This is a genomic window from Paraburkholderia fungorum (assembly GCF_046027215.1).
Taxonomy (GTDB): Bacteria; Pseudomonadota; Gammaproteobacteria; order Burkholderiales; family Burkholderiaceae; genus Paraburkholderia; species Paraburkholderia fungorum_D.
The window spans coordinates 1,584,821-1,597,034 of the sequence record NZ_JAQQEN010000001.1; the positions used below are offsets into that span (position 1 = coordinate 1,584,821).

A 12,214-nucleotide genomic window follows, 5' to 3' on the forward strand; every position below is an offset into this window, starting at 1 on the left:
CAGCGCTCAGGCGGCGAGTTCCAGCGCCTTTTCGAGCGCCTCCTTGCGCTTCTGGAGACCGGCGAGCATATCGAAGTCAGCCGGGAAGTCGTCGACCTTGACGACCTGCGCACCGTAACGCGCGTAATCCTCCAGGACGCGCCGATCCGCGGCGTCGATCAGGCCTTTCTGCTGCGCTGCATCGATCCACGCGGCCAGCTGCGGCAGGCTTTGCGGCATTGGATCGAGCAGGCCCTGCCTGACCGCATCGCGCAGTTTCTGGTCGATCTCGGTGACGCGCGGGTTCAGCTGGAACACCAGTTCGCCATAACCGAGCGCATCGACATCGGGATGCGGCACGTACGAATCCGACACGAGACGATCGCGCGCCGCGCCCGGCGTCTGCATCAACTCGGCGATCTCGGTGCCGAGACGATCGGAGGGCTCGCGATACGGCAGGCCGAACGGAAATGCGAGCACACGCACGAGGCCCGCGGCGAGCCGGTTCGGATAGTTGGCGAGCACGCCGTCGAGCGCGTGTTGCGCCTTGTATAAGGAATCCTCGACGCCCCAGCGCACGAGCGGCAGATCCTCTTCCTGACGGCCCTCGTCTTCGAAACGCTTGAGCGTGGCGGAAATCAGGTAGAGCTGGGACAGCACGTCGCCGAGACGGCCGGAAATGCGTTCACGCCGCTTCAGATCGCCGCCGAGCACCAGCATGGAGACATCGGCGAGCAACGCGAATGCGCTCGAGAGGCGGGTGGCCGCGCTGTAATACGACAGCAGCGGCGCGTACGCGGTGCGCGGTTTGGCGATCAACGCGCCGGCCGTGATGCCGTAAATGAAACTGCGCACCACGTTGGAAAGCGTGAAGCTGACATGGCCGAAGAATGCCGCGTCGAAGTCGCGCAGTGCCTTGGCGCGATCGGTCTCGCGCGTGGCGGTCATTTCCTTCAGCACATACGGATGACAGCGGATCGCGCCCTGCCCGAAGATGATCAGGCAACGGGTCAGAATGTTCGCGCCTTCCACCGTGATCGAGATCGGCACCTGCTGGTAGGCGCGCGCGAGGAAGTTCGACGGGCCCATGCAGATGCCCTTGCCGGCGGTGATATCCATGCCGTCGTTGATGACCATGCGGGCACGCTCGGTGATGTGATACTTCGCGATTGCCGAGATCACCGAAGGTTTTTCGCCGAGGTCCACCGCGTGCGCGGACAGGCGGCGCGCGGCATCCATCACATACAGGTTGCCGCCCATCCGGCCGAGCGCTTCCTGGACGCCTTCGAACTTGCCAACGGGGGTGCGGAACTGGCGGCGGATCGCCGCATACGCGCCGGTGCCGCGCACGGCGATCTTCGCCATCCCCACATTCGACGACGGCAGCGAAATCGCCCGGCCCGCCGCGAGACATTCCATCAGCATGCGCCAGCCGTTGCCCACTTGCGCGCGGCCGCCGATCACCCAGTCGAGCGGAATGAACACGTCCTTGCCGGAGTTCGGACCGTTCTGGAACACCGCGTTGAGCGGCCAGTGGCGACGGCCGATATTCACGCCCGGATGGTTGGTGGGAATCAGCGCGCAGGTGATGCCGGGTTCGTCGGCAGTGCCGAGCAGATGTTCCGGATCGAGTGCGCGAAACGCGAGGCCGAGCACGGTCGCAACCGGACCCAACGTGATATAGCGCTTGTCCCACGTGACGCGAAAACCCAGCGTTTCGCGTCCTTCGAACACGCCCTTGCAGACGATGCCGACATCCGGAATCGCCGCCGCGTCGGAACCGGCGTAGGGGCTTGTCAACGCGAAGCAGGGGATTTCGTCGCCACGCGCGAGGCGCGGCAAATAGTGGTTCTTCTGTTCTTCCGTGCCGTAGTGCATCAGCAATTCAGCCGGGCCGAGCGAGTTCGGCACCATCACCGAGACAGCGGCGGCCGAGCAGCGCGTGGCGAGCTTCATGATCACCTGCGAATGCGCGTAAGCCGAGAACTGCTTGCCGCCGTACTGCTTCGGAATGATCATGCCGAGAAAACCGCGGTCCTTGATGTACTGCCAGCTTTGCGGCGACAGGTCCTGCCACACCACCGTGGTTTCCCAATCGTTCGCGAGATCGCACAAGTGCTCGCATTCGACATCGAGAAACGATTGCTCCTCGGCGCTCAGTGTGGCCGGTCCGTAGCCGAGCAGCGTGTCCCAATGCGGGCGGCCTGAAAACAGTTCGGCGTCCCACCAGACCGTGCCGGCTTCGATCGCGTCGCGCTCGGTCGGCGACATCTCCGGCAAGACCCTGCGGAAGGTTTCGAATACTGGTTTGGTCAACCACGCGCGGCGCAGCGGCCTGAGCGTCAGGACGAAAGCGGGCAGTACGAACAGGATGGCGAGGATCGTGGTTGCCACCGGGCCCGCTGCGCCGCTCAGATGCGCGGCGGCCACCCACACGATCATGAGGGCAAGCCACCATGAGGCGCGTGCCTGAACATAGACGAGCGCGAGAGCGGCGATAACGAGCACAAGGATGAACCACGGCATGACGTTTCCTCCTGTTTCGATGGCGGGTGGGCACACATCCGGTTCGCCGGACGAGCCGGCGGATCTAAGCGGTCCCCTGCAACGCGGGTTGAAACGCGCCCGCCTCGACACCGCCGCCGCGGTGTTCACCCGCCGGTGAGTCCGACGCTTCCAGACCGCCTGAGCCGTGTTGTGCGACCGAAGCCGCACTTCCGCTTTCCATCTGGCCTTCATTGCCGCCATCGGTCGCGTCGCCCAGCACGGCTGCGAACGCCGCCAGTTGCGTGCCGTCGGGCAGCGGCGCTTTGAGTGCGGCGACCATCAGCGAGGCAAGGCGTGCGATCAGTTGCAGATCGTTCATCGACTTGCCCTGCGAGAACTCGGAAATCAGGCTATCCGTATCGGTGCCGGCCAGCACGCCGGATAGCGCGCCGATGGCGAAGTGCAGGCGCCAGCCGAGTTCTTCGCGCGGCAGATGCGGCAGTGCCCGCTGGAACGCATCGAAAAAGCGCACAGCCACTGAGGCGTAATGCCCATTCAGGAAGTCGCGAATGAACGCCGACGGATCGGTATACGCGCGCCCCAGCAACCGCAAAAAAGCCTTGCCGCCGACCCGCGGATCGCGCGAGAGCCGCAGCGCCGGAATGAACATTGCGCCGAGCACATGCTCACAGGTCAGGCGGGCGCCGAGCATCCCATCGAAACGGTCGAGCAGTTTGAGCCGCTCCTGATTGAGCCGGTCGAGCCGGCGCGAGAGCATCGAGTGGATCAGCGATTCCTTGCTGCCGAAGTGGTAGTTGACCGCCGCGAGATTGACTTCGGCACGCGAGGTGATCTGGCGCAGCGACATGGCCTCATAGCCGCATTCGATGAATAGCGTTTCGGCGGCGTCGAGGATGCGGGACTTCGTGTCGCCGGCATGCCGGCCTGTTGTGCGCACTGCCATGTTGCGTCTCCCAGTTGCCGGGCGTCCGGCCCGCAAACGAGCGCTTCAAATAACTATTTGAAACAGTCGTTTTTTCAGGATAAGAAGGATAAGGACTGCGATCAAGCGTTCGGTCTGGACTAACTCCTCTAGAAGACCTGACGAAGGTCGGTTGTATTCCCAGGCGGCGCGACACGTCGAAACCGCGTGGAAAATACAAAAGGCCGTTCCGATCGGAATCGGAACGACCTCGTATTACCTGTTGCCTGTGTTTGGCCTTGCTGCTTCTCGCGTGGCGGTTCGAGCCGCCTTTGTATCTATCGTGCGCGATAACGGAGCGGCGAAATAGCCGTTGGGTTCGAACGCTTAAGCCGGCGTGGCGACCTCTTTCGCCGACTGCGTCATGTCGATGCCACGACGCTCGCGGCTAAATGGAATCAACACGGCGATCACCACTGCCACGATGCCGATCACGATGGCCATGATCAATGCATAGTTGTTGCCATGCGCCGCGGCGGCGCTTGCCTGCAGCGGACCGTTCACCGACGCGATCAGATTGCCGAGCTGATACACGAGGCCAGGGAATGTCGCGCGGATTTCATCTGGCGAGATTTCGTTCAGGTGCACCGGGATCACCCCCCATGCGCCCTGCACCGAGATCTGCATCAGGAAGGCGCCGGCCGCGAGCAGCACCGGCGTGGTCGAGAAGGCCCACAGCGGCAGCACGGGCAACGCGATCAGCGCGGCGATGAAGATGGCGCGCTTGCGGCCAATCTTCTCCGACAACGAACCGAAGAACAGACCGCCGCAAATCGCGCCGATGTTCAGCGTGATCGTGATCCACGACACCGTATGTGCGTCGAAGCCATGCTGCACGCGCAGGAAGGTCGGATACAGATCCTGCGACCCATGCGAGAAGAAGTTGAACGCCGTCATCAGCACGATTGCGTACAGCGAGAGTTTGATGTTCTGCTTCAACGTGGCGACGAGACCCGGGCGCGCTTTCTTTTCGAGCGTCTTGAAGGCCGGCGATTCCGGCACGTGTGCCCGTACATACAGCACCAGCAGCGCCGGCAACACGCCGACGAAGAACATGCCACGCCAGCCGATGTACTGATAGAAAACGCCGAATACGACCGAGGCGAGCAGATAGCCGCTCGGATAGCCGGCCTGCAGGAGGCCCGATACGATGCCGCGCGATTTCGGCGGCACCGTTTCCATGGTCAGTGCGCCGCCGACGCCCCATTCGCCGCCCATGGCGATGCCGAACAGGGCGCGCAGCACGAGCAGGGTGGCGAGATTCGGTGAAAAGCCGGACAGCAATTCCAGCAGCGAGAAGCACGCAATATTCACCATTAGCGTGGGACGGCGGCCGTATTTGTCCGCGAGCCAGCCGAAAATCAGGGCGCCGACCGGACGCATCACCAGCGTCAGCATAATGCCGAAGGCAACCTCCGGAATGGTGGTACTGAATTCCGACGCGATATCTTTCAATACGAATACCATTAGAAAGAAATCGAATGCGTCGAGTGTCCACCCCAGATAGGCGGCGATCGTGACGTTTCTCTGTTCCCGTGTCCAGCTCATTGATTGTTCTCCTGAGTCTCCAATATCCCGTCTTTTACGACGGGCGGCTCCGCGGCCCCGCACGCCCCGTGGCGTAGGCTTCGAGCGAGTGTACGCCGACTGTTAAACGCTTGCATGATTGAACAGCCGTTTATCCGTATTAATCCCTGGAGTGAATTTCATTGAGAATTTCCATGCACGGCAATATGTCGGGTAAATGTAATTATTGTATTAATTGCGTTTGCGGAATTGTTTGTTATCTGTAATGTATTTTCTGCGGCGGCGTGTGGCGTAATGCGGTCGTTCTGATTTCAGCGTGATGAGCAGCGGCAGAGACCGCACTCGTGCTTGCACTTGCGAATTCCGGTTGGCCGCACCCGATGCGCACAGGTATAACAGCGGCTCGCGCGGCATTTACGTCGCGCATACAAGGAGACTGACGAATGACGATTCCGCATCTATGCCTGCTTATCGTGGCGCTGCTGCCGTTTCCATGGACCATGGTCGCGAAGGTCAGTAAGCGTTACGACAATCGCACGCCGCGCGCTTACCTCGCGGGTCTTGAAGGCTGGCGCGCCCGTGCGCACGCCGCGCATCAGAACGCGTGGGAAGCGCTGGCGCTGTTCACCGCCGGGGTCGTGGTGGCCGGACAGGCGGGCGGGTCGAGCACGTGGGTCAACTGGCTGGCGATCATGTTTGTCGTTACGCGCGTGCTGCATGGCTTGCTGTACCTGGCGAACCTGGCGTCGTTGCGCTCGCTGGTGTGGTTTGTCGGTCTCGCGTGTGTGGTGTCTATGTTCCTTGTGTCGGTCCGCTGAAACGGCGAATCGCGGACGGGTTGTGGTCGAACCGAGGCGAAACGGAGCCATTGAAGCATTGGACCAAATATATGCGCTGCACGCATCAGTAGAGCAGAAAAATCAATTTGATTCATGATATGACGCAGAATAAGATGACTGCCATCTCATTTATGCTGTCCGGTGGACGATTATGTCAGTCGAATCAATCACTTCCGAACCTGTTCACCGCGCGCGGCGTCCTGTGGCGGCGCTGGCGGCGCTGGCGGCGCTGGCGGCGGTCACCCTGCTGACGGGTATCGGCGCAGGTGTAGGCGGTATGTTGCTCGCGTTGCTGTTGCGCGGCATTCAGCATGTCGCATACGGCTACAGCGTCACACACGTGATTAGCGGCGAAAGTTTTCTGCAGGGCGTGACCGATGCCGCGCCCGAGCGGCGCCTGCTGGTGCTGGCGATTTGCGGACTGGTAGCCGGAGCTGGCTGGTGGTTGCTATACCGCTTCGGGCGGCCGCTCGTGAGCATTCGCAACGCGGTGAAATCCGACGACCCGCGCATGCCTATATTGAGCACGACGGTGCATGCGCTACTGCAGATCGTCACGGTTGCGCTCGGTTCGCCGCTCGGCCGCGAAGTGGCGCCACGCGAGATCGGCTCGGCGCAGGCCGGGTGGCTGGCGCGGCGCGCGGGCCTGTCGGTCGAGCAGAGCCGGATCATGGTTGCGTGCGGTGCGGGCGCGGGCCTCGCCGCGGTCTATAACGTGCCGCTGGGTGGCGCGGTGTTCGTGCTCGAAGTGCTGTTGGGCACGTTTGGCTGGCGGGCCTGGGTGCCGGCGATCGTGACTTCGTCGATTGCTGCACTGGTTGCGCAAGCGGGATTGGGCAATGAACATCAGTATCTGGTGCCGTCGCTGACGGTGAGTGCGTCGCTGGTGGTGTGGTCCGTGGTGTGCGGGCCGATTTTCGGCGTCGCGGCATGGGCGTTCACCGAGCTGATGAAGCGCTCGCGCGCACGGGCGCCGAGGGATTGGCGGTTACCGGTGTTCTCGCTGGTGAACTTCGCGATTATTGGTGCGCTGGCGATGCATTTCCCGCAGTTGCTCGGCAACGGGAAAGGGCCTGCTGGGCTTGCATTCGATGGTGGGTTGACTATTGGACTCGCGGCTACGTTGCTGGTGTTGAAGGTCTTGATTACCGCGAGTAGTTTGCGCGCGGGCGCGGAAGGTGGGTTGTTGACGCCAGGGCTCGCGAGTGGCGCCTTGCTGGCGGTTGTGCTTGGCGGGATTTGGAATCTCGTCTGGCCTGGGGCTTCTTTAGGGGCGTTTGCGGTTGTCGGCGCGGGGGCGTTTCTGGCTGCTTCCATGCAGATGCCTGTTACCGCTGTTGTGCTTGTTTTTGAGTTTACGCGGGTGGGGTGGGGGTTTTTGATTCCGGTTTTGCTGGCTGTTGCAGGCGCTAGTTTGGGGTTTCATTGCATGAAAGAGGGGCCGGCTCGGCGGATTGGCTTCTTGGGCCTTTCCTTGTTTTCTTATTGGTTTATTAGCGTCGCCCCTGTGCGGGGCAGGCACTTACTTTCTTTGCCGCCGCAAAGAAAGTAAGGGAAGGTCTGAACAACCCGTTTTCTGCTTGGGATTTTTAACTGGCACACTCAGAGTGAAGATCGCGCCGTCATTCGCACTGAGTTGAGCCAATACCTGTCGCGTCTTGTCATTGGCGCTGCGCCCGTGCGGTTCGTTTTCGTCCTTCATTGCGCTTCACAGCGTCTTGCGCGCCATCCAGAGATTGGCCAGCGCGAACTGCGTTTCGATCTGCGCCGTGTTTTTCGCCAATCCCCGATACCGTGCCTTCAGATATCCAAACTGACATTTCAGCACCCGAAACGGGTGCTCCACCTTCGCTCTCACGGCCGCTTTGAGCCGCTCGATCTCGTCGTAAATCTTATCGATTCGTTTGCTCCTGTCCAGCTTTCGCCGCTTGCTCGGCCTCATCGCGACGTGCCACTGAACCGCACCCGTTTCGCCTCGCTTCTCGATGCCCACATAGCCCGCGTCGGCAAATACAACCTTCTCCTTGCCGTGCAGCAGCGCGTGCGCCACGGTGATGTCGTGAACGTTCGCCGGCGTGCACTTCACCGTGTGCACCAGACCCGATTCGGCATCGACTCCGATATGCGCCTTCATGCCGAAGTACCAGCTGCCTCCCTTTTGCGTCTGGCTCATCTCGGGGTCCCGCGTGCCGGGCTTCTTCGTCGAATTGGGCGCGGCAATCAGCGTCGCGTCGACCGCCGAGCCCACCTTGAGCATCAAGCCCTTCGCCTGCAGGATCTCATTGACCGTCGCCAGCATGCTGACCGACAGTTCATGAGCCTCGAGCAGGTGCCGGAACCGCAGGATCGTGCTCTCGTCGGGCAGCCGCGTCATGCCAACGTCCAGCAGCGCGAACTCCCGATACAGCGGAATGTCGTGCAGCGCCTCCTCCATCGCCGGGTCCGAGAGACTGAACCACTGTTGCATGAAGTGAATGCGCAGCATCGTCGCAATCGGAAACGGCGGGCGGCCAGTCTTGCCTTTAGGGTAGTGCGGCTCGATGAGCGCAATCAGTTTCTGCCACGGCACCACGCGTGTCATCTCGTCGAGAAATTCACGCTTGCGGGTGCGCTTCGTTGACAGATCCAGACCAAGACCAAGTTGCGTCATCACGTCACTCCTTGAATTCCCCTGCTCCCAGGATAGTCCACGCTCACGTCAACGCCAGGACTTTTGCAGACATTCCTAAGCAAAGAAAGCGGCTTCACAGCGCTAATTCTTAAGTGGGTCCCCTGGCTTGGAGGGGACTGTGATCCGATTAACGGATCACGCCTCGGTCCATTAGTGTCTGTGACACAGCCGTCATCCGCTCCCACTCCGCACTGCGTGCGTCGCGGTTGGGTCTGCCAGGGACACCGGGGGCTCCGTCCGCTTTCGAAGCCATATAACCCGTTCTCCCAGACGTCGCTTCCAGTCCTGCGCCAAACCCGCGACAGCCGTCAGCTCGATGAGGTCGTCGATCGATGGTCGGTGGGACAGCTGTACCTGCCAGAACTGGTCAATCGAAAAGCGCTCGGTTTGCCTTTCCAGCAGCGAAATCGTATCGCCCTCCTGAATGACGCCGGGGCTGATGACGCGGTAATACCAGCCCGTGATCCTCTCCCGGGCAACATGTACCGACATGCGCTCAACACCGAAACGGTGATTGATTTTCCAGCAGGGACTGCGCGGTTGGGAAACCTGCAAAACCGCACCGCCAATCTGGAACACGTCGCCGATATGTACGTTGCGCTCGCACAGATCGCGCGACGAGATGTTCTCCCCCAGGCTTCCAGGAATCAACGCCCGCGCGCTCTGCTCGAACGCCTGCGCAAGCCGCCCATAGTTTTCCGCCGCGTAGTGGTGGACGGCTTTTTCCGGGCCACCATGTACCCGCGGGTCACCATGCTCGTCGCCAACAATGCCCTGCGCTCGCACGAGAACCGGACCAAGGATTCTCCGCTTGAAGATGCCGCTGCGCTGCCCTTCATCCAGGTAGCCAAGACCTCCAGCAAAAAGATGATCAATGGTCGAAGTGGGCTTCATCGTCGAGCACTCCTGGCGTCAGTGTTTACGCGACTGTGCCGCATACTATGGATCGCGTAAAGTGATATTGCGTGATGCCATTCATCATTTTTGGTGATTCATAGGATCAGTCATGGAAATGCGTCAGTTGAGGATTTTCTGTGCTGTGGCAGAGCAGGGCAGCTTCACTGCGGCGGCGGAGAAAGTGCATACCGTTCAGTCCAACGTCACCATGCGGGTGAAAGAACTCGAAACCGAATTGAGTCAGCAGTTGTTCATTCGGCAAAAGAGTGGCGTGGTCCTCACATCGGCTGGACAGACTTTCCTGGGCTACGCGCGGCGTATCCTGCAACTCACGGATGAGAGCCGCAACGCGTTGCTGGATACCGCCACGCCCGCAGGCCATCTTCGGCTCGGGTCGATGGAAACGACGGCCGCGATACGTCTGCCTCCGGTGCTGACCAGGTACCGCGAAAAGCATCCTCAGGTTCAGTTATCTCTTTTGACGGGCACCACTGTTGAATTGATCAAGGCCATTGAAAGTTATCGCCTCGATGGCGCTTTCGTTGGCGGATTTCACGAGAACGCGGATCTGTCGCAGGAAGAGGTGTTCGAGGAAGAACTGGTCCTTGTGAGCAGTTGCGAGTTCGATTCGCTTGCAGCGCTTATCCGCGTCATGCCTCAGCAAACGGTGCTGGTATTTCGCACGGGCTGTTTCTACCGCTCCACGCTCGAGCATTGGTTCTATCAGGTCGGACTGGTCCCCAATCAGGTAATGGAGCTAGGAACGCTCGATGGCATCCTGTCGTGTGTGGCGGCCGGCATGGGCGTCACCTTATTGCCGAAGACCGTCGCCGAAAGCTACGGATCGCGGCAGGCGATCCGGTACCACCAGCTTCCGCCCGAGTTCGCCAACGTCAAGACGGTTTTCATCCGCAGGAATGACACCATGATCACTCCGGCATTGGCCGCGTTCATTGGTCTCGCGCGCGATCAATTCATCCAGGTGAATGGCGGCACGAAAGCCGGCCCGGCAAAAGGACAGGCAGGCAAACGTGCTGCCACCAAAGCGCTGGTACCCAACGCGCGCTAGGGATCGCAAGACCGCCTGAAGCGGCTTGCGATCAGGTCGGCAAGAAGCGCCGCGGTGACGGCTGCTTCTTGCGTCGTTCCACGCGGCGGGAACCATGGATCTGATCTGAAACGCCGACGCGGCTAGATACCCCCGCCCGCTGCCAGATAAAGCGGTGCTAATGCGCAATGGTCGCTCGCATCATTGTCCACCGTTCCAGGGTAAGCCGATGACACAGGCAGCCCTTCGATGAGTTCGGCAACTCGTTCGGCCGCGGACACAACGCTGCTGATCTTTCCCACACCCTGTCCGGCGTAGAGCGACAATTTCTGCGCCATCCGCGGCTTGTCGATGATGCGTGCTCCGCCGCCGATGAAGCGCAGCAGGTTCCACTTATCGCGGTTTGGAATCACCCGGTGCGGGGTGCCGTACTTCCAGCCGAATGAATAGCCCGTCCGATACTCCGTATCGTCCACGGTGGCTTCGACGATTTTTTGCTTGTAAAGCGCATGGGCGTTCGACTCGTGGCTGGCCACGAACGCTGTGCCCACGAGCACGCCTGCGGCGCCGAGCTCCATCGCGACTCTGACGTCATCGCGATTCGTGATGCCGCCAGCCGCCAGCACCGGCCGTCCTTTTGCGATCTTGCACAGCGATGGCAGCAGCGACATCAGGCCAATGGTGCCGCGGTTGAGGTGGCCGCCGCTCTCGCTTCCCTGCGCCACAATCATGTCCGCGCCGTGCGCGATCGCCCGCTCAGCGAGCTCGACCGAGCCTACCTGCACGGAGACCACCATTCCGGCATCCTTGGCACGGGGAATCATCCCGGCATACTTCTCGGCGTAGAACAGTGACAGCAGCCGCGGTTTTTCCCTGAGGATGACCTGGAACTGCGCTTCGAATACGTCAGGACCACCAAACGACGGCACGAGATTCACGCCGAAGGGCTTATCCGTCAGTTCCCTGGTTTCCCGTATCCATTTGAGCAGGGACAACGGCGGCAGACGCAGGCCGCCGAGCGTACCCATCCCGCCGGCATTCGCCACCGCGGCGACGAGCCTGGGGCCGGAAATCGCCGCCATTCCCGCGAGAAAGATGGGATACCTGACGCCGCAGAGTTGAGTCACCTCGTTCCCGGCAAAACCCGATTTGAATTCGCTCATGGTTTCAAAGCTCCACGTGTTTTCCGGCCATACGCTTCAAGGCGTCATTCCGCAGAACGAAGTGATTCTTGAGCGCGCCGAACATATGCAGCGCCAAACCTAGCAGAAAGGCTGTCGCGCCGACGTTGAAAAGGAAATCGACAACCCGCTTCACCTGCGCGTTGGGTTCAATCAGCGCAGGTATCGCGAATCCGCCTGGTAGTGCAATGACGTCACCCGCAGCCGACTTTGAAAGCCACGCGGCGATCGGCAGCAGAACCATCGCTAGCGCCAGGGACACTGCCACGGACCGGCTGACAATCACTTCGATGGGGTTCGGCGTGCCGACGGGCAAGGGGTGATACGAAGTAATCCGCGCCCAGAATCGATAGATCGAGATGACACACAGGACGGCGCCCAGCAGGTTTTGCACCCGCATCAAGGCCTCCCTTTGCACCTCACCGGCTGCCTGGGAGAGCGCGATGTCGAGCCCGATAATCGAGAAGAGCAGCGCGGCCACGAGCCAGTGCAGCGCGATAGTGATGGGCGAGAACCCGAGGCCGTTGTCTCGCAGTTGCATACTTATCTCCTTGCAGGTGTTTTCTGTGGATGCGCGGGCCGTGAAGAGGGCTGAGACCGTCT

At 61.0% G+C, this 12,214-nt stretch carries 10 protein-coding genes; 3 read left to right on the top strand and 7 right to left on the bottom strand.

Annotated features, from left to right (window positions below; all coding sequences use genetic code 11):
- Window positions 1–6: 6 nt before the first annotated feature.
- From PQR27_RS07060 to PQR27_RS07070, 3 genes are all read right to left on the bottom strand, one after another.
- On the bottom strand, window positions 7–2,505 hold the full coding sequence (locus PQR27_RS07060) for an acyl-CoA dehydrogenase (protein ID WP_408522994.1): 2,499 nt from the start codon (window positions 2,503–2,505) through the stop codon (window positions 7–9).
- Window positions 2,506–2,569: 64 nt separating this feature from the next.
- Window positions 2,570–3,430 (bottom strand): TetR/AcrR family transcriptional regulator, encoded by an 861-nt coding sequence (locus tag PQR27_RS07065; protein ID WP_408522995.1) that lies wholly within the window; start codon window positions 3,428–3,430, stop codon window positions 2,570–2,572.
- Between the two features lie 345 nt (window positions 3,431–3,775).
- Entirely contained in the window at window positions 3,776–4,996 is a 1,221-nt protein-coding gene (locus PQR27_RS07070) for an MFS transporter (RefSeq protein WP_408522996.1), read from the bottom strand.
- Between the two features lie 422 nt (window positions 4,997–5,418).
- Between PQR27_RS07070 and PQR27_RS07075 the strand changes: the two genes are divergently transcribed.
- On the top strand, window positions 5,419–5,793 hold the full coding sequence (locus PQR27_RS07075) for an MAPEG family protein (RefSeq protein WP_408522997.1): 375 nt from the start codon (window positions 5,419–5,421) through the stop codon (window positions 5,791–5,793).
- 172 nt (window positions 5,794–5,965) lie between these two features.
- Window positions 5,966–7,366: a chloride channel protein gene (locus PQR27_RS07080; protein ID WP_408522998.1), complete on the top strand. Its 1,401-nt coding sequence runs from the start codon at window positions 5,966–5,968 to the stop codon at window positions 7,364–7,366.
- A gap of 156 nt (window positions 7,367–7,522) precedes the next feature.
- On the opposite strand, the gene PQR27_RS07085 is transcribed toward PQR27_RS07080, so the two are convergent.
- Both PQR27_RS07085 and PQR27_RS07090 read right to left on the bottom strand, forming a co-directional pair.
- On the bottom strand, window positions 7,523–8,464 hold the full coding sequence (locus tag PQR27_RS07085) for an IS5 family transposase (RefSeq protein WP_408522999.1): 942 nt from the start codon (window positions 8,462–8,464) through the stop codon (window positions 7,523–7,525).
- Between the two features lie 192 nt (window positions 8,465–8,656).
- Window positions 8,657–9,379, bottom strand: a complete 723-nt coding sequence (locus PQR27_RS07090; protein ID WP_408523000.1) for an MOSC domain-containing protein — start codon at window positions 9,377–9,379, stop codon at window positions 8,657–8,659.
- 112 nt (window positions 9,380–9,491) lie between these two features.
- Here PQR27_RS07090 and PQR27_RS07095 point away from each other — a divergent pair, with 112 nt between their 5' ends.
- On the top strand, window positions 9,492–10,451 hold the full coding sequence (locus tag PQR27_RS07095; RefSeq protein WP_408523001.1) for a LysR family transcriptional regulator: 960 nt from the start codon (window positions 9,492–9,494) through the stop codon (window positions 10,449–10,451).
- A 122-nt stretch (window positions 10,452–10,573) separates the two neighbouring features.
- Here the strand turns inward: PQR27_RS07095 and PQR27_RS07100 are convergent, their stop codons facing one another.
- Window positions 10,574–11,593 carry an NAD(P)H-dependent flavin oxidoreductase gene (locus PQR27_RS07100; protein ID WP_408523002.1) on the bottom strand — a complete coding sequence of 340 codons (1,020 nt, stop codon included), beginning with the start codon at window positions 11,591–11,593 and terminating at the stop codon, window positions 10,574–10,576.
- 4 nt (window positions 11,594–11,597) lie between these two features.
- Complete coding sequence (locus tag PQR27_RS07105; RefSeq protein WP_408525432.1) at window positions 11,598–12,152, bottom strand: cytochrome b; 555 nt, start codon at window positions 12,150–12,152, stop codon at window positions 11,598–11,600.
- Window positions 12,153–12,214: the final 62 nt, after the last annotated feature.

Coding starts and splice junctions, on each gene's coding strand:
- PQR27_RS07105 (WP_408525432.1), bottom strand. CDS start 12,152: ATGCAACTGCGAGACAACGGCCTCGGGTTCTCGCCCATCACTATCGCG.
- PQR27_RS07075 (WP_408522997.1), top strand. CDS start 5,419: ATGACGATTCCGCATCTATGCCTGCTTATCGTGGCGCTGCTGCCGTTT.
- PQR27_RS07060 (WP_408522994.1), bottom strand. CDS start 2,505: ATGCCGTGGTTCATCCTTGTGCTCGTTATCGCCGCTCTCGCGCTCGTC.
- PQR27_RS07080 (WP_408522998.1), top strand. CDS start 5,966: ATGTCAGTCGAATCAATCACTTCCGAACCTGTTCACCGCGCGCGGCGT.
- PQR27_RS07065 (WP_408522995.1), bottom strand. CDS start 3,430: ATGGCAGTGCGCACAACAGGCCGGCATGCCGGCGACACGAAGTCCCGC.
- PQR27_RS07085 (WP_408522999.1), bottom strand. CDS start 8,464: ATGACGCAACTTGGTCTTGGTCTGGATCTGTCAACGAAGCGCACCCGC.
- PQR27_RS07070 (WP_408522996.1), bottom strand. CDS start 4,996: ATGAGCTGGACACGGGAACAGAGAAACGTCACGATCGCCGCCTATCTG.
- PQR27_RS07090 (WP_408523000.1), bottom strand. CDS start 9,379: ATGAAGCCCACTTCGACCATTGATCATCTTTTTGCTGGAGGTCTTGGC.
- PQR27_RS07095 (WP_408523001.1), top strand. CDS start 9,492: ATGGAAATGCGTCAGTTGAGGATTTTCTGTGCTGTGGCAGAGCAGGGC.
- PQR27_RS07100 (WP_408523002.1), bottom strand. CDS start 11,593: ATGAGCGAATTCAAATCGGGTTTTGCCGGGAACGAGGTGACTCAACTC.